General features: G+C 43.2%; 21 protein-coding genes and 1 pseudogene. All 22 read left to right on the forward strand.

All coding sequences use genetic code 11. From position 1 onward, the window contains the following. A pseudogene (locus ACW12G_RS02355) lies at positions 1-386 on the forward strand (peptide ABC transporter substrate-binding protein); the annotation flags it as partial. Positions 387-688: 302 nt separating this feature from the next. After that, positions 689-1,642: a ribonucleoside hydrolase RihC gene (gene rihC, locus ACW12G_RS02360; protein ID WP_455646849.1), complete on the forward strand. Its 954-nt coding sequence runs from the start codon at positions 689-691 to the stop codon at positions 1,640-1,642. Positions 1,643-1,718: 76 nt separating this feature from the next. After that, the gene (rsmG, locus tag ACW12G_RS02365; RefSeq protein ID WP_048700613.1) at positions 1,719-2,438 is read left to right on the forward strand and encodes a 16S rRNA (guanine(527)-N(7))-methyltransferase RsmG; all 720 of its coding nucleotides are present in this window, start codon (positions 1,719-1,721) and stop codon (positions 2,436-2,438) included. Positions 2,439-2,514: 76 nt separating this feature from the next. Further along, on the forward strand, positions 2,515-3,276 hold the full coding sequence (locus ACW12G_RS02370; RefSeq protein WP_009999754.1) for a ParA family protein: 762 nt from the start codon (positions 2,515-2,517) through the stop codon (positions 3,274-3,276). After that, entirely contained in the window at positions 3,266-4,165 is a 900-nt protein-coding gene (locus ACW12G_RS02375; protein ID WP_010006394.1) for a ParB/RepB/Spo0J family partition protein, read from the forward strand. The genes ACW12G_RS02370 and ACW12G_RS02375 overlap by 11 nt, the downstream gene beginning before the upstream one ends. A 1-nt stretch (position 4,166) precedes the next feature. After that, positions 4,167-4,373 carry a DUF951 domain-containing protein gene (locus ACW12G_RS02380; RefSeq protein ID WP_029510280.1) on the forward strand — a complete coding sequence of 69 codons (207 nt, stop codon included), beginning with the start codon at positions 4,167-4,169 and terminating at the stop codon, positions 4,371-4,373. A gap of 75 nt (positions 4,374-4,448) precedes the next feature. Then, positions 4,449-5,549 (forward strand): redox-regulated ATPase YchF, encoded by a 1,101-nt coding sequence (gene ychF / locus ACW12G_RS02385; protein ID WP_029510278.1) that lies wholly within the window; start codon positions 4,449-4,451, stop codon positions 5,547-5,549. A 64-nt stretch (positions 5,550-5,613) separates the two neighbouring features. Beyond that, the gene (locus ACW12G_RS02390; RefSeq protein WP_270746885.1) at positions 5,614-6,318 is read left to right on the forward strand and encodes a DUF1129 domain-containing protein; all 705 of its coding nucleotides are present in this window, start codon (positions 5,614-5,616) and stop codon (positions 6,316-6,318) included. A gap of 12 nt (positions 6,319-6,330) precedes the next feature. Continuing rightward, entirely contained in the window at positions 6,331-7,020 is a 690-nt protein-coding gene (locus tag ACW12G_RS02395) for a response regulator transcription factor (protein WP_009999749.1), read from the forward strand. Then, positions 7,020-8,132, forward strand: a complete 1,113-nt coding sequence (locus ACW12G_RS02400) for a sensor histidine kinase (protein WP_455646349.1) — start codon at positions 7,020-7,022, stop codon at positions 8,130-8,132. Before ACW12G_RS02395 ends, ACW12G_RS02400 begins: the two co-directional genes overlap by 1 nt. 123 nt (positions 8,133-8,255) lie before the next feature. Further along, the gene (gene nagB / locus ACW12G_RS02405) at positions 8,256-8,957 is read left to right on the forward strand and encodes a glucosamine-6-phosphate deaminase (protein ID WP_146976216.1); all 702 of its coding nucleotides are present in this window, start codon (positions 8,256-8,258) and stop codon (positions 8,955-8,957) included. Between the two features lie 84 nt (positions 8,958-9,041). Beyond that, positions 9,042-10,394 (forward strand): glucose-6-phosphate isomerase, encoded by a 1,353-nt coding sequence (locus ACW12G_RS02410; RefSeq protein ID WP_055308410.1) that lies wholly within the window; start codon positions 9,042-9,044, stop codon positions 10,392-10,394. A gap of 86 nt (positions 10,395-10,480) precedes the next feature. Next, positions 10,481-11,437: a competence type IV pilus ATPase ComGA gene (gene comGA / locus ACW12G_RS02415; protein WP_048700601.1), complete on the forward strand. Its 957-nt coding sequence runs from the start codon at positions 10,481-10,483 to the stop codon at positions 11,435-11,437. Further along, positions 11,379-12,425, forward strand: coding sequence for a type II secretion system F family protein (locus ACW12G_RS02420; RefSeq protein ID WP_455647193.1), 1,047 nt, complete (start codon positions 11,379-11,381; stop codon positions 12,423-12,425). Before comGA ends, ACW12G_RS02420 begins: the two co-directional genes overlap by 59 nt. Beyond that, a complete protein-coding gene (locus ACW12G_RS02425) occupies positions 12,422-12,733 on the forward strand; it encodes a prepilin-type N-terminal cleavage/methylation domain-containing protein (RefSeq protein WP_029510266.1) in 312 nt (103 codons plus the stop codon). The genes ACW12G_RS02420 and ACW12G_RS02425 overlap by 4 nt, the downstream gene beginning before the upstream one ends. Further along, complete coding sequence (locus ACW12G_RS02430) at positions 12,717-13,109, forward strand: pilus assembly FimT family protein (protein WP_455647194.1); 393 nt, start codon at positions 12,717-12,719, stop codon at positions 13,107-13,109. The genes ACW12G_RS02425 and ACW12G_RS02430 overlap by 17 nt, the downstream gene beginning before the upstream one ends. Further along, positions 13,081-13,293, forward strand: coding sequence for a hypothetical protein (locus tag ACW12G_RS02435; RefSeq protein WP_010003999.1), 213 nt, complete (start codon positions 13,081-13,083; stop codon positions 13,291-13,293). The genes ACW12G_RS02430 and ACW12G_RS02435 overlap by 29 nt, the downstream gene beginning before the upstream one ends. Further along, entirely contained in the window at positions 13,280-13,705 is a 426-nt protein-coding gene (locus ACW12G_RS02440; protein ID WP_048700594.1) for a hypothetical protein, read from the forward strand. The genes ACW12G_RS02435 and ACW12G_RS02440 overlap by 14 nt, the downstream gene beginning before the upstream one ends. Further along, positions 13,698-13,994 (forward strand): hypothetical protein, encoded by a 297-nt coding sequence (locus tag ACW12G_RS02445; RefSeq protein WP_146976228.1) that lies wholly within the window; start codon positions 13,698-13,700, stop codon positions 13,992-13,994. The genes ACW12G_RS02440 and ACW12G_RS02445 overlap by 8 nt, the downstream gene beginning before the upstream one ends. A gap of 31 nt (positions 13,995-14,025) precedes the next feature. Beyond that, entirely contained in the window at positions 14,026-15,036 is a 1,011-nt protein-coding gene (locus tag ACW12G_RS02450) for a class I SAM-dependent methyltransferase (protein WP_146976231.1), read from the forward strand. Positions 15,037-15,153: 117 nt separating this feature from the next. Further along, on the forward strand, positions 15,154-16,416 hold the full coding sequence (locus tag ACW12G_RS02455) for an acetate/propionate family kinase (protein WP_029510256.1): 1,263 nt from the start codon (positions 15,154-15,156) through the stop codon (positions 16,414-16,416). 108 nt (positions 16,417-16,524) lie between these two features. After that, on the forward strand, positions 16,525-17,853 hold the full coding sequence (locus ACW12G_RS02460; RefSeq protein WP_455647195.1) for an endolytic transglycosylase MltG: 1,329 nt from the start codon (positions 16,525-16,527) through the stop codon (positions 17,851-17,853). Positions 17,854-17,931: the final 78 nt, after the last annotated feature.

Consider the following 17,931-nt stretch of genomic DNA (forward strand, 5'->3'; position numbering starts at 1 on the left):
TGACCCAAAAGTTTGTGCCATTTAAGCAACGTTTGCAAGATGGTAGCAATAAGAACTTCCAAGTCATGCTGACGCAGTGGGGTGCTGATTACGCTGAACCAACAACCTTCTTGGATTTGGCCGCCACTGACAACCCGAACAACTATAATCACAATAGCACACCAGCCTATGATGCCTTGTTAGCCAAGGCTAAGGGCGTTGATGCGACTGACGATAAGCAACGGTCGGCTGATGAGTTGGGATTGGAAAAAATTATCCATGAACAAGCATTGTTGAACCCGCTTTATTATCAGGCACAACCAGAATTGGTGAACCCAAGCATCAAGGGCTTCTACCATCATGCGGTAGGGGTACCACTCGATTTCAAGACGGCCGTACGCCAATAAAAATGAAAAAGAACAGGTAGCGATAACGCAACCTGTTCTTTTTCAGGATAAGAAAAGCCATGCTAACCCAATTGTTAACATGGCTGCTGCAATCGTAATGACCGCTTTTCCTTTAAGCGGCCAAAACAATTGCGCGATACATTGCTGTATGACTCAAAAGTTATGACCCCCTTTCCTAGATTGTTTACAGTGTACAAGTTCATGCCGTTAAAATCAAATCATTTGCTTGAGATGAGTTTGTTATAATGAAAGATATCAAGTTAAAAAATGGAGGCGCGGCGTGACGAACACGCCCATGATCGATGACAAATAAAATACCGGTAATTTTTGATACAGATCCAGGGATTGATGATGCGGCGGCACTCACGGTGCTGTTAACGGATGATCGTTTTGACGTGAAATTAATCACTGCCGTTGCTGGTAACGTCTCTGTGGATAAAACAACCAAAAATGTTCTAAAATTAACCCATTTCTTTAACCAGCCAGATGTTGCGGTTGCACGTGGTGCGGCAAAGCCACTTGTAAAAGCTTATCAAGATGCGGCCAATATTCATGGTGTGGATGGTTTGGCTGGGTATCACTTTGCCGAACCATCGACTAAAACCGTGTCTTTATCAGCGGTTGAAGCGATGCGGGCAACGTTGCTGGCGAGTGATGAAAAAATCACTTTGGTCGCTGTTGGCGCCTATACAAATATTGCCATGTTACTGCAAAGCTATCCAGAAGTAACCGATAAAATTGCGCGCATTGTGGTGATGGGGGGCAGTTTGTCCGGTGGTAATATGACGTCTGTTGCTGAATTTAATGTTTTCACGGATCCAGATGCAGCTAAAATCGTGTTCAATAGTGGGTTGGATGTGACGATGATTGGTTTGGACGTGACGCTAAAGGCGCTGCTGACGGCTGAATCAATGGCAACACTTGCGACAATGAATAAAACGGGTGAAATGCTAACGGCGTTGTTTAATGCTTATGGGGATGGCTCCATGGCAACAGGAAAACCCATGCATGATGTGAACACGTTATTTTATTTACTTTCGCCGGAAAAGTACACAATTAAGGACTATTGGGTTGATGTGGTGACTGACGGACCAGCCATCGGGGCGACAGTGGCAGATAGCCATGCGAGAACCCATACGACCACGAATGTCCATGTGGCGACCGACATTGATGTGGCTGCCTTTAATGCGTGGTATTTATTAGAAATTGCGCAAATTAATGATGCGGCTGTGAATGCTGGAAAGCTTGAAAATTAGGCTTTTTTCAGGTATTCTAGTATTAGTTGTAATTGGCGCTTTTCGTGCTGCAAAAACTTGAAAACGGAGTAAGAAATTGACAGTCGATGAGTTTGTTTCAGCTTTGAAAAACGCTGGTATCCAGTTAACTGAAAATCAAATCCAACAATTTGAACAATACTTTGATATGTTGGTGACGACGAATGCACATGTGAATCTCACGGCGATCACAGAGAAAAAGGATGTGTACTTAAAACACTTCTATGATTCTTTGACGGTGGCGCAATATGAGAAAGACCTACAGCAGACGACTGGGACGCTGATTGATGTGGGTACGGGGGCAGGTTTCCCGTCACTACCGCTTAAAATTGCCTTTCCAAACTTGCAAATTACCATGGTTGACGCGTTGCAAAAGCGTGTGAAATTCTTGCAAGATGTGGTCACAACGCTGGGCTTAACAGGCGTGACAATTGTGCATGGCCGTGCAGAAGATATTGGCCAAGACCCAAAGTATCGTGAACAATTTGACTATGCTACGGCACGGGCTGTGGCACGGACGAGTGTGCTTGCCGAATATACCTTGCCATTTGTAAAAATTGGTGGGGAATTCTTGGTGATGAAGGGTTCTGCTGCAGAACAAGAACTAGCGGATGGTCAAAAAGCCTTGGCTACGTTAGGTGGTCAGTTACGTGAATCATTTGAATTCACCCTGCCTAATGGTGATACACGCTACGTACAAATTGTTGATAAAAATAAAAAAACACCAAAGAAGTATCCACGACAAGCTGGTACCCCTAGCAAAAAACCGATTGGATAATCTTAAAAACGCTTGGCGCCGATGCGTGCCGATCGGAACAAATAATTAGTGTTGACAGAAAGGACGTCAAAACCAAATGGCACAAATAATCGCATTAGCCAACCAAAAAGGTGGCGTCGGCAAAACGACGACGAGTGTAAACTTAGGTGCAGCGCTTGCCCAGGCCGGACAACGTGTTTTACTTGTGGATATTGATGCGCAAGGGAACGCAACCAGTGGTTCAGGCATTGATAAATCAGAACTTGAACGTGATAGTTATGATGTCATCGTTGATGGTGCGCCGTTACACGAAGTGATTGTGCCAACGGATAACTATGATTTGGTGCCGGCAACGATTCAATTGTCAGGTGCTGAAATTGAACTGGCTGATAAAAAAGAACGTGAATATCGCCTCAAAGCAGCACTTGCCACTGTGGCTGATGACTATGATTTCATTTTGATTGATAATCCACCAGCTTTAGGGTTACTAACGGTTAATGCTTTCACAGCAGCAGATGCAATTTTAATCCCCGTGCAAACGGAATTTTATGCCTTAGAAGGTTTGGGGCAATTGCTCAACACCATCGAACTGGTGCGTCAGCAGTTTAATCCGGACTTAGATATTGCGGGTATCTTGTTGACAATGTATGACGGTCGGACGAATTTAGCCAAGCAAGTTGCCGAAGAAGTGCGTAATTATTTTGGTGATAAGGTCTATGAGACCGTGATTCCACGCACGGTGCGGTTGAGTGAGGCGCCATCATATGGCCAAGCAATTATTGATTTCGATCCACGCTCAGTTGGTGCACAAGTCTATACAGAACTGGCACAGGAGGTCTTGAAGCAATATGGCAACTAAAAAAGGTGGTCTGGGAAAAGGGCTTGGTGGCTTGTTTAATGCCAACAATGTGACGGAAGAAGCTTTAGAACATACCAAGTCAGTGACAAAAAAGGCGAGTGATACTGAGCAAGTTGAACGGCTGGCATTAGATAAAATTACCCCTAATCCGTTTCAGCCACGGCATCATTTTGATGCGGCTAAGTTAAACGAACTCGCCAAGTCGATTAAGGCTTCAGGGGTGCTGACACCAATCATTGTGCGCCGTTCGGGACGCGAATACCAAATTATTGCGGGTGAACGACGGGTGCGGGCTTCAAAGTTGGCCGGCCTAACGACAATTAGCGCCATTGTTCGGACAGTTGATGACGAGACGATGGCGGCAGTGGCTTTAATTGAAAACTTGCAGCGCGATGATTTGGATGCGATTGAAGAAGCGCAAGCTTACCAAGCATTAATGACGCAGCTGCAATTAACCCAAGCTCAAGTCGCTGAAAAGGTTGGTAAAGAACGGACAACTGTGGCCAACGCCGTCAGATTGTTGAATTTACCAACGTCAGTTCAAGATTTGGTGCAAGCCGGTGACCTATCAATGGGGCAAGCACGAGCCATTTTGGGCTTGAAAGCGAAGTCACAAATTGAAAAAACCGCTGCGCTTGTTGTGGCACGACAATTAAGTGTTCGCCAAGTCGAAGCGCTCGTGAAGCAAATGAATGCGGGCGCTAGTGACAAACCAGAAAAGGTTGTGTCACCTTATGTGGTGGCCATTGCCTCACAATTAGAAGAAAAATTTGGGACAAAAGTCAAAGTCAATGCCGGTGCTAAAGGTAACGGGAAAATTGAAATTAACTATGTTTCTAACGATGATTTGAATCGCATTTTAGATTTATTAGACATTGAGGTCGAGTAATATGGTGCAACCATTAGACTACAAGTTAAATGACATTGTTGAAATGAAAAAGCCACACGCTTGCGGTGCTAATGCTTGGCGTATTACCCGCGTAGGTGCGGATATTAAGTTAAGCTGCACGCAGTGTGGCCGTGGCATTATGATGTCACGCTTTGACTTCAATAAACGTTTAAAGAAAATTTTACACTCAGCAGATGCTGAGATGTAATGGGTTTGATTAAGAAAGGAAACGTGCTCCAAAGATGCTAACGATGACTGGGTATCTTTGTCACATACTTAAGATATGGCACTTACTGCTGGAATCGTCGGCTTACCAAACGTCGGCAAATCAACACTTTTTAATGCAATCACTAAAGCGGGCGCTGAAATGGCGAACTATCCCTTTGCCACGATTGAACCTAACGTGGGGATGGTTGAAGTCCCAGATGATCGTTTAGCACGGATTCAAGAACTCGTGCCTGCTGATAAGATCATTCCAACAACGTTTGAATTCACTGATATTGCTGGTATTGTAAAAGGGGCTTCACAAGGTGAAGGCTTGGGTAACAAGTTCTTAGAAAATATTCGTCAAGTGAACGCCATTGTGCACGTGGTGCGTGCGTTTGATGGCGATGATATTATTCACGTTAATGGGGTAGTTAATCCATTAGACGACATTGATACCATTAACACCGAGTTGATCTTGGCTGATTTGGAAACAGTGGAAAAGCGCTACGCAAAAGTTGCGCGTGCCGCCAAAGGGCAAGATAAAGATGCCAAAGCGGAATTTGCCGTGTTGGAAAAAATCAAGCCCGTGTTAGAAGCCGGTAAGTCAGTCCGCTCAATCACGTTTAATGATGATGAACAAAAAATCGTCAAAGGGTTATTCCTATTAACAACAAAACCTGTCTTGTATGTTGCCAACTTAGCAGAAGACGACATGGCTGATCCAGAAGGTTCAAAGTACTTTAATGACATTAAAGCCTTTGCAGCAAGTGAAGGCGCAGATGTGATTGGTTTGTCAGCTAGTGCAGAAGAAGAAATTGCCCAATTAGCTGATGAAGATAAGGCTGAATTCTTAGAAATGGCTGGGGTCACAGAACCTGGCTTGAACAAGTTGATTCGGGCTGCCTATCATTTGTTGGACTTGCGGACATTCTTTACTGCTGGTGGTAAGGAAACACGCGCATGGACGTTTAAAGCAGGGATGAAGGCACCACAAACTGCGGGTGTAATCCATTCCGACTTTGAACGTGGCTTTATTCGTGCCGAAACAATCGCTTTTGATGACCTGGATGCTTTGGGTTCAGTTAAAGCGGTGAAAGAAGCGGGTAAGTTGCGTTCAGAAGGTAAAGAATATGTTGTCAATGATGGCGACATTATCGAATTTAGATTTAACGTGTAAGCATCACGGCCTGACGTGATGAAGCGGCGGGATGCCGCGTACATAATTGCCGGAGGAAGCAAAAATGTCAGAAGAAAAACAGCGACTAACGAAAAAAAATGAAGATTTTATATTTCACTTTAAAAAGCTATTGGCCCAAAACGGCCAATTGTCGCCTGAAAAAATTGAATCAGTGACAAATGAAGTCACTGAAAAATTACTTGAAGCACAACGAACTGGGACAACAGCTGCACAATTGTATGGCACACCTACACAAGCGGTGGCACAGTTCCTTGATCCAAAGCAAACGGCGCGCAAGTTGCATGAGTATAAGTTCTGGGAATTAGCACTTGATACGTCAATGGCAATTTTGATGTTATTTGCTGGTGTTTTTGGATTGTCATTATTCTTTTCAAAGCAAGCAGGTGGTCAAGGTGCCGGTATTGTCTCACTCTTGTTGATTGCGTTCTTGGGTGGCTCACTTTACACGGCGGTTGTGTTGAAGTTAACGCCTAATCCAAAAGCACAAACAGCGGAACCAAGATCACGACGTTGGTTGTATCTTGGCCTAGCGTTAGTGGCTTGGGTTGTTGGCTTCATCGTTCTTGGTTTGTTACCACCAGTTATTAATCCAACTTTGCCACCAGTGGCTTACATCGTTGTTGTGGCTGTGGCTTATGGTGTTTTCCGTTGGAATCGACAACAAGCTGGCCTAAAGGGTGGCGGCTTCTTAGCCATCAGCCTATTGTCTCAGCAAGCCCGTTTAGAGGCTGCCCAAACTAAGAAGTAGAAGGAGCCGAAGATGAAGATTTTAGTTGTCGACGATGATATTGAAATTGCTGAATTACTTGAAATTTATCTCAAAAATGAAGGCTATGAACCTATCATGGCAACTGATGGTAAAGAAGCACTTTCAAAGCTCAATACCAATCCGGATATTGCGTTGATGATTCTGGATGTCATGATGCCAAATATGAATGGTTTGGAAGTGGTCAAGACAGTCCGTAAAGATAGTCGAATCCCAATTTTGATGTTATCTGCCAAATCAGGGGATATGGATAAGATTCAAGGTTTGATTACTGGCGCTGATGATTATGTGACGAAGCCATTTAATCCGTTGGAAGTGATGGCCCGTGTTCGATCACTTTTGCGTCGTGCGGAAAATGCTGTGCAAGATCAAACACCGGATGTCTTAGATATTGGGTCATTGATCATTAATAAAGATAGCCACGAAGTGAAGACATCTGATGGCGATTTGGTGAATTTAACAGCGTTAGAATTTGGCATTTTGTATCTTTTGGCGTCACACCCAAATCGTGTTTTTTCAGCAGATGATATTTTTGAACGCGTTTGGCAACAAGAATCAGTTGTGTCGGCAAAAACGGTCATGGTTCACGTGTCCCACTTACGTGATAAGATTGAAGAAGCAACGAACGGAGATCAAGTTATTCAAACCGTTTGGGGCGTTGGCTATAAGATTGAAGTAAATTAATGAAAAAATTGGCGTTGTTTTTAAAGCACAATCGCACAAAACTCTATTATGCGGTAGTGACAACTTTGTTACTACTGCTTTTTAGTTGGTCAATTTTTGCGGCGGCAATGCTGATGCAAGGTAATTTAAAAAGTGCCCCAACGATCTGGCAATGGGGGACGTGGTCATTGATTGGTGTTGGCGATGTCGTGATTATCATTTGGCAATATGTGCGAATGCGACAAGTCGAAAGTCTCACACGCCTGATTCATGATATGCAGCAAATCGCGAGTGAAAATTCAGATCGCTTGATTGATTGGCAAGCTATGTATGCGCCAAAAACCCAAGCATTAATTGATGTGACGAATACCATTGCCAAACAAACACAAAAAATTCGTGAAGAGGAACGAGAAAGTGAACGTTCCAAAGACGAAATGATTACGAATATTTCGCATGATTTAAGAACACCACTGACAGCCATTATCGGGTATCTCGGTTTAGTTGAAATGAATGGTGAGCAATTAAGTGACGCCGATCGCGCCAAATACATCCACACCGCCTATAGCAAATCTAATCAGATGAAAGTGTTAGTGGAAGATTTGTTTGAATTTTCCAAGACACAGGCGCATGATGCCGTGTTGAACCTGACGACTTTGAGCTTGAGTGACTTATTTGCGCAGTTAATTGCCAGTTATGAAATTGAAGCACAAGAACACAACGTGGCGTTAACACAAATTGTGAAACCGGAGTTAATCGTTTTAGAAGCAGACTCCGATAAATTGGCACGCGCATTGATGAATTTAATCAGTAACGCCTTTAAGTATGGGGATGGCGCGACATTTATCAAATTGACGGCACAAGTTAAAGGAACAGATGTGGAAATTCGTGTCATTAATGACGGCATCAAAATTCCAAGTGAGGCGCTAACCGATATTTTTGATCGTTTCTACCGTGTTGAAAGTTCACGGAATAGTCAAACGGGTGGAACGGGACTTGGCTTAGCCATTGTAAAAGGCATTATTGCACAACACCATGGACAGGTGCAGGCCACATCAGATGATGAACTCACAACTTTTATCGTAACATTACCTTTACGACAAACGGATATAACCACAGCGTCACCGGAAGTATAGCAACAGGTCTGTTGACCTGTTTTTTATTTGGGTAAAAATAGTGATTAGCTATTTCCAAAATGGCAAAAGTGTGTTATTATATTGGTATAGACCAAAGTGGTATAGACCAATAAGGAGAGTATGATGCGGATTATTAAAGTAAACAATCCAGATGTTGGCGCACAGCGTGCGTTTGAAATTTATGAAGACGCACTTGCCAAGGGCACGCAGGTACTTGGCTTAGCAACCGGCGCCACGCCTATTAAATTATACGAAAAGTTTGTGGATAGTTCACTGGACTTTTCCGATTTGACAGCAATTAATCTTGATGAGTACGTTGGCTTGACGCCACAAGACCCACAAAGTTACCATTATTTTATGCAGCAACACTTGTTTCAATACAAGCCGTTTAAGCAAACTTTTATCCCAGATGGTGCCAGTGATGATATTGAACAAGCCGCTAAGGCTTATGATGACATCATTGCGCAACATCCCATTGATTTACAATTATTAGGTTTAGGGCAAAATGGCCATATTGGCTTTAATGAACCTGGGACGCCGTTTAATTCAACGACGCACGTGGTGAATCTAACCGAATCAACAATCGCTGCTAATGCGCGATTCTTTGACAATCCGGCATCGGTACCGACACAAGCCATTTCAATGGGCATTGCGTCAGTCATGTCGGCTAAAAAGATTCTCTTGCTAGCCTTTGGGGAAGCTAAGGCAGCGGCCGTGGCAGCAATGGTTAATAGCCCAGTGACTGAGGCTTTGCCGGCATCGATTCTACAAGAACATGCCGATGTGACCATTATTATTGATGACGCAGCCGCATCAAAATTGTGATAAAATAAAATTGTAAGCGCTTAACAAATTTTAAGGAGGAAATGCGCCGCCATCTTATTTTGATGGGGACGCTTGGCTAACGCTATGGCACACATCACACTTGATACAAAAAACATCGAAAATTTCGTCGGCGAACACGAATTTTCTGAAATGCAACCATTAATTACGATGGCGGATCAACAACTACGCAATCGGACGGGTGCAGGCGCTGAATATTCGGATTGGCTCACATTGCCAACGGATTATGACAAGGCAGAATTTGCGCGGATTAAAGCAGCCGCAAAACGCATTCAAAGCGAGTCAAAGATTCTTGTTGTCATTGGTATTGGTGGCTCATATCTTGGGGCTAAGATGGCAGTGGATTTCTTGAATCCAATGTTTAACAATGAATTACCAGATGACCAACGTCAAGGTGTCAAGATTTACTTTGCCGGTAACTCAACGTCAGCCGCATACCTTAACGATTTGGTACGTGTTATTGGGGACCAAGACTTCTCAGTGAATGTGATTTCAAAGTCTGGGACAACAACAGAACCTTCAATTGCCTTCCGTGTGTTCAAGCAATTACTTGAAAAGAAGTATGGTGCTGAGGCTGCTAAGCAACGTATTTATGCTACGACTGATGCCAATCGTGGGGCACTGCATGACGAAGCTGTGGCAGCTGGGTATGAAACTTTCACGATTCCAGATGGTGTCGGTGGGCGTTTCTCAGTCTTGACGGCTGTTGGGCTATTGCCAATTGCTGCTAGCGGTGCTGACATTGATGCATTGATGGCAGGGGCCAAGGATGCGCAAGAGGCTTACTCAGATGCTGATTTGAATAAAAACGCGGCTTATAAGTATGCCGCTGCCCGTCGTATTTTGTATGATAAGGGTTATACAACAGAACTTTTAATTAACTGGGAACCTTCAATGCAATATCTATCTGAATGGTGGAAGCAATTGATGGGTGAATCAGAAGGTAAGAACCAAAAGGGTATTTATCCTTCATCAGCCAATTATTCAACTGACTTACATTCACTTGGTCAATATATTCAAGAAGGTCGTCGTGACTTGTTTGAAACAGTTGTTAAGCTTGATAATCCGGTTTCAAATTTGGATTTGCCACGCGAAGCAGATAACAATGATGGCTTGCAATATCTTGAAGGGATTACCATTGATGAAGTTAACACAAAGGCGTCACAAGGCGTTATCTTAGCGCATGTCGATGGTGGTGTGCCTAACTTGGCTGTGCACTTACCTGCACAAGACGCCTACACGTTGGGCTACATGATTTACTTCTTTGAACTAGCAGTGGGCGCATCAGGTTATCTATTTGGCATTAATCCATTTAACCAACCTGGCGTTGAAGCCTATAAGACAGCCATGTTTGCCTTACTGGGTAAGCCAGGCTATGAAGCAGAAACGCAAGCATTCCGTGCGCGTTTAGGTGAATAATGATTTAAGCACTCAAGGATTGAGTGCTTTTTTTGTGAGCAAATATCGGTGTCTGCGTATCATAATGATGTGACAGAGGGAGTAATATGGAGACTATTTTAGAAGCAGCCATTGCAAACCATGCCAATGATATTTATCTATTACCAATTTCCGAAACGCACTATAGCGTTAAATTTCATATTGATGGCCGTGCGACACAGCATGTCACATTGACTACGGTTGCTGCCCAACAGATGATTGCTGCGGTGAAATATCGTGCCAAGATGAACATCTCTGAGCGTCGGCGCCCGCAACTTGGGCGGTTTAGCCACAAGGATATTTGGATTCGTGTCTCGACAGTCGGGGACTTTCTCAATCGCGAAACCTTGGTATTACGACTGATTTATCAAAAAGGTCAGCGACAGAACTGGTTAGCAGCAACGCAATTTGAACAGCTTTATCAGCATATGCCGAGTGCCGGCTTGTTTTTAATTGCTGGTCCAACTGGGTCCGGCAAAACGACAACACTCTATCGGCTACTTGAACGGCTAGCAGAGGATAAGTTAGTCCTAACCATTGAGGATCCAGTTGAGATTCAGCAATCAAAATTTGTGCAACTACAAGTCAATGACGATGCTGGTATCCATTATGATGATCTCATCAAAGTGGCCTTACGGCATCGACCAGAAATTTTATTGGTTGGTGAAATTAGAGATCAATTAACAGCTGCGGCCGTAGTCAGAGCTGCCTTAAGTGGGCACTTGGTATTGAGTACGATTCATGCCATGTCGGCACGTGACGTTATTTTACGCCTACGCGACTTAGGTGTTGAACCGGCACAATTAGCGGTTGCTTTAACGGATGTCGTTTACCAGCGACTGGTCACGACCACACAGCAACAACAGGCGGCAATTATTGATCATTTAGGCAGTGATGATATTGCGCGCGTACTACAAGGACAAACAGTCCCAAAGTTTTCAAGTCAGTGGCAGGAGGTATTAGCACATGCATTGGCGACCAATAAAATTTCCAAAGCGCATTATCACCACTTCACACAACTTTAAACGTCAACATCAAGTGCTGTTCTTTCAAGGGCTTGGCGAGCTATTACAGTCAGGCTATAGTATTGCGCATAGTTTAGATATTCTTGCTGCTGCGCACACACCATGGACAACTTGGTTAGCAACTGTCAATGCGCGCTTAAATCAAGGGGTGCCGTTGCACGTTGTGTTAGATCAAACCGTTTCACAAGCCGTTTTGTTACAAATTAAGCTGGCGGATCAGCATGGTAATTTGTCTGAAACGTTGGTCACAATTGGTCGGCATCTAGCCCAAGTGCAACAACAGCAACAAAAAATTAAGCAAGTATTGCAATATCCAATCGTTTTAATTGGATTGCTGGGACTGATGCTGATTGGTATGAAGCTTTTTTTATATCCGATTCTACAACAGTGGCAAGATACAGCAGTGTTAGATTCGGGTGAAACACAGCAGGTGATGTGGTATGTCATCGGCATGATTGTCGTGGCGTTGTGTTTTGGTATCTGGCATTGGTGTCGGTTGCCGGCACGTCAGCGACTGAAAATGCTATCACGATTATGGTTGATTGGACCAATTGTGAAAACAATTGTGACTTATCAAGTCGCGCAACAACTAGCGGTGTTACTGGCTAATGGTTTGACGGTACCAGAAATTTTAGCAGAAATGTGTGGTATTCAGGGTCAGAAAAATCAGCAGTTGGCGATTCTATTAGCTGAAGATGCGCATATAGCCTTACAATCAGGCTGTACGTTATCCGAATATATTCTTAAACAACCTTACTTTAATCAGGCATTAGCAGGCTATTTTGTTCGCGGTCACGAACCCAAACGCCTCGCAGGTTATCTCGCGTATTATGCCAAGTTACAGTATCATCAAGTGATGCAACGGACGAATCGGTTGATTGACATGTTGCAACCTATCTTTTTTGGCGTGATCGGCATTGCTATCATTGCGGTCTATTTGTCGATGTTGTTACCCATGTACCAAACGATTGGCGGTTTATATCAATGACATTTTTTAAACGTAAGCATCCAGGATTTACATTAATTGAAACAGCAATTGTTCTTTTTATCATCAGTTTACTCATGTTACTGATCTTGCCCAATTTAAATACGCAACGTAAAAAAGCGGTTGCGACTCATGCAACCGCAATGGTATCAACCGTGCAATCGCAAATTGATTTATATATTAACGAGCATCCGGATGATAAAATTGTGACGTATTCAGACTTAGTAGCTGCGGGTTATTTATCGCCTAAGCAAGTCCAAAAGGCGAAAGAACTACACATCAGCCTTGATAATAATGAAGCACATCAGTAAAGGCTATACCTTACTCGAATCACTGGTTGTACTCGGGATTGTGGCTGGTTTATTTTTAATCAGTAGTCGGATGCCAGTGTCAACACCAAATATGTCACAATGGTCTGCGACGTTCAAATCAAGTTGGCAACAAGAACGGATATCGGCGCAAATACAGCAATGTCGGCGGACGGTTCGCTTTCGAGAAAATGGCATTGTTTTTAATCATACGCAACTGGCCTATCCCAAAGGGTATCATCACGACAAGACACAGACAATCCAAATTTTACCAACAGGTTATGTTGCCCCGACAACAGTGATACTCAGTAATGGCCAACATGTGATCAAAATTATTTTTAGTTTAGGAGGTGGGGCGTATCGTATTACACAGTCGTAGGTCAGCCTTTATTCTTGGCGAAGCTTTAGTCACCTTTGGCTTATTAAATGGGTTACTTTTATTAGAATATGAACAAGTAACCCAATATAAACAACAGGTACAACGTTTAGAAAAACGGTATCAAGTGGCCCAACAAGAACGCTTAGCGGCGATGAAAGCATGGCACACCTATGATCAACCGTAAATTACCGGCGTTTACCATATTGGAAACATTGATTGCGTTGGGCGTAACTGGTTTGTTATTTGTCACGATTCAATTACTGTTACCTTGTTTTCGTGTGTCGCATGAACCGCCTTTAGATATGGCGTTACGTGCAGCTATCTACCAAATCACGACACAAAAATACGCGTTAAAGGAGATTTTGCCGCATGAATTACAGCTGATGAGTCATGATGGCAAAAAAATGACACTCAGTATTGTTAAAAATCGCCTGCAATTGTCGGGTGAGGGCGCCGGCCAAGTTATTTTTATTTCCGAGGTAACAGCATTTCATGTTAAAGATTATGCGGCATATGTACAACTTGAATTATCAGGACAACAGCATCAGCAAGCAACAGAAGTTCTCTACCTACCGCGTGCGCAGATGGATGATTAAGCGTCAACGCGGGGCGGTTTTTGACTCAGCGTTGATTATTTTGGCGCTCCTTGGCAGCCTAATGGTGTTACAAAACGTTGCCTGGCATGCGCAATTACAAACGCGTCAACAATTGACGGTGATGGCACAGTTGGATACGATCCAATTTAAGGCAAGTATCCTGTATGCTAAAACACAGCAAACCACGTTTAATTTAGCAGGCGCTAGCGTAACCGTTCAAGATGATAACCTTCGTATTCGCTTGGGGCAAACAATCTATACACGGGCGTTGCTCAGGCACGCGCCTTGAAAACCTTATGAAAACACGTTAAAATAGGGCTATGACACAAGATAAAATAGCACAATATTTCGATGATTTAACAACAAACTCACAGGCCTTAGCCAAGGATGCCGACATCAGTCTCACAGATGCGTTGATTGAACTTTTAGAAGATGTCGCAAACGGGCAAGTAGCCATTGAAGATGGTAAGCCAACCCCAGCAGTTGCTGAACAGATTGAAAAGTTTATTGCGGCGTTTGACTGGCGCAGTATGTCGCCAGCTGATCTCCGAAAGACGTTGCAATTAGCAATCTTAAAAGTCACTCGGGATGACCATACGCAGGCTAATTTCCAAATTACACCTGACGGTATTGGTTATTTGTTGGCTGATTTTTTGTTGCAAACGGCAGACCTTAAATCAGGGGATACAATTCTGGACATGACAGTCGGTGCTGGGAACTTATTGCAGACTGTCAATGACGTCTTGAAAATGAATGACCTAGATGTTAAGCGTATTGGAATTGATAACGATGAGACACAACTGGCCTTGGCAACGGCAGTTGATCAGTTATTGACCAAAGGGACAACGACTTTCTATGAGTCAGATGTTGTCGCATTGACTGAAATGCCAAAGGCCAAGGCTGTTATCGCTGACTTACCAGTTGGTTATTATCCATTAGAGCCAGCAGAAAGTTATCAAACACGTAACCAAGATGACCGCTCATTTGTTCACCATTTGTTGATTGAAAAAAGCTTGGAATTTGCAACTGATGATGGCTGGGTCTACTTGATTGTACCGGCCAATGTCATGATGGGCGACCAAGCAAAAGATCTGTTGAAATTTTTGACACAAAAAGCACAGCTTAAAGCATTTTTGCAATTACCAGCAGCCTTCTTCAAAGACCCACGCGCTGCCAAGGCGATTCTTGTACTTCGTAAACATGGGGTAGGTCGTCATGGCGAAGTGTTAATGGGGCAATACCCACCACTAAAAGATATTGAAGCGCTACAGAAATTTTTGCAAGATATCAAAGCTTGGGTTAAACTGGATAAAGAGCAGAATAAAGCCTGATGTTGTGACAATGCACTAAATATTAGAGTGTTTACATAACGAAACACTACCATATCTGATATTTTAAACATGTCGCGGATCAGTACACGTTTAAGAAAGACAGGTAGAAATTTAATCATGGCTAAAACAATGGCTGTAAATGCTGGTAGTTCTTCATTGAAATTTCAATTATTAGAAATGCCGGCTGAACAGGTACTTGCACAAGGATTGATCGAGCGGATTGGCATGGATGATGCCATTGTGACGATTAAGTACGACGCCAAAGCGATGAATCAAGGCGGACGCTTGGACGATCAGTCGGTGGATGACAGCAATATTACAATTTCGAAAGATGGGCAAACACGAAAATATGAAACTGTTTTGCCAATCAAAGATCATCAACAAGCCATCAACTTTATGCTACAAAAATTAACTGATTTGGGCATTATCGTTGATTTCAATGAAATCACTGGTGTTGGACATCGTGTCGTGGCTGGTGGTGAGTGGTTTAATCATTCTGTTAAAGTGACAAAGGCGGTCTTGGAAAAGATTGATCGTCTAGCGGATTATGCCCCTTTGCACAATCCGGCGAATGCCATGGGCATTCGGGCCTTTCAAAAGTTATTACCAGATGCTGTCTCAGTTGCTGTGTTTGATACTTCTTTTTATCAAACGATGCCTGAAGAAAATTATCTATATGCGATACCGTATCAATATTACACACGTTATGGTGCGCGTAAATACGGTGCGCACGGCACATCGCATCGCTATGTTGCTAATCGCGCGGCTGACATGTTACGACAACCACTTAAAGATTTGAAGGTCATCACGATGCACTTAGGTGCTGGCGATTCCATTACGGCAGTGAAAGATGGGAAAGCATTGGATACGTCAATGGGCTTCACGCCACTCGCTGGTGTGGCGATGGCTACGCGGTCTGGGGATGTCGATACGTCGTTGATTTACTATATTCAAGAACGTGAAGGTCTAACAAACGACCAGATGTTGAACATCTTAAATAAAAAGTCTGGCTTGTTAGGATTATCAACGATTTCGTCTGATATGCGCGACTTATTGGCAGTTTACGATACCAATGACCACGCACGATTAGCGATTAAAGTATTCGTGAATCGCATTGTCAAATATGTTGGTCAATATATTGCCGAAATGGGTGGTGTTGATGCCTTAGTCTTTACTGCGGGTATTGGTGAAAATTCAGCCCCAATTCGTCAAATGATTGCCGATAAGTTAGCCTATTTCGGGGTGGCTTTGGATGAAGCGGCCAACCAAAAACGCGGCGAAGAAATTGATATTTCTGCCAAAGATGCTCGGGTTAAAACGTTGGTTATTCCGACGAACGAAGAATTAATGATTGCGCGCGATGTGGAGTTATTCAAGTAATCTCCTTTTAATCTTTCGTCAAACGAAATATGATAGAATAAAACAAGTCGACTAGTGTGTCAGCACGCTAGTCGCTTTAATATTGAAGACATTTTTAGAAGGTGAATTATGGAATCGAGAAAAGAACGGCATCAGCACGAAATTCAAGCTGCTGAAGCACTTGATGCGGCGCAAAATAAGGCATCGTATGATCCCAAAAATCCATTTAATGACGTATATGGTAATGGGCCTCGCCGTAAAAAACGTGGACCAGTAAAACGATTCGTAGCGATGTTGGCGTTGCTTTTGATTCTATTAGGCGTTGCGTTTGCCCTTAAAGCATTGTTTACGGATAAGTACGCGGCCTTAGATCCTAAAGATACAACGTTTATTACGGTCAAAATTCCGGCAGGCGCGACGGCGTTACAGATGGGACAAACGTTACAAGATAAAAAGGTGATTACTGACGGCAAGGTATTCTATAAGTACGCTATGTCACAAGGGGCAGAAAAGCTACAAGCAGGGACGTACCGTTTGTCACCAGCCCAACCGATGCAACTCATTTTTAATCAAATGGCGGCTGGTCCATCATCACCACCAATATTGCCAAAGGGTTACGGTTATGTGAGTGTTGGGCAAACACCAGATGAAGTTGCGGTGAATTTAGCTGATCAGGTGAAATCTGTTTCAGTCCAAGACATCTTGACAGCGTTTAATGACAAGCAATTAATCAACAAGATGTACCAAAAATACCCTGACTTACTACGCGGTGTGAAGCAATCAAGTACGAAGGATGCCAAGTTGTTAGACTATGTGTATCCGCAAGCCTTTGACTTAAGACAAGCCAAGACAGCTGATGATATTGTGGGCGTTTTGCTTGAAACATCGAATAAGACAATGACACCTTACTATAAGACCTTACGGGCCAATGGTATGGCAACACCAAACGTCATGGCGCTTATTGCAACATCAGGTAAGGGTGAATTCGAACGACGCTTAGCTTTCATTAATAAGATTGCCCCTTATGCACAGCAATTGGCTAAGCAATATGGCATTTTGGCTTCAATCTCAATTGCCCAAGCAGCCCATGAGTCCAACTGGGATAATTCAAAATTGTCGTCAAAGTATAATAACTTTTACGGCGTTAAGACACAGGATACGACGCCTGGCAAGTCAGTGGTCTTGGATACAACTGAATATGTCGACGGTAAGCCACAAACTGAACAAGCACGTTTTGCAGTGTATGATAGTTGGAAAGACAGTATGAAGGAACATGCGGAAACGATTGTTAACGGTAATACTTGGAATCCGGATCAGTTTAAAGACGTCTTAGCAGCAAAAAATTATAAAGAAGCAGCAAAAGCCTTGTATGAAGATCATTATGCAACAGACATCAACTATACAAAATTGTTGATTAATTTGATTGAAACATGGAATTTACAACGCTTTGATAAGTAAAACTACCAAAATTTTGGTAGTTTTATTTTTTTGAGTGGATGACGATTTATGGCAATAACGTCATATTCATTGCTGAAT

The sequence above is a fragment of the Leuconostoc sp. genome (assembly GCF_965300815.1).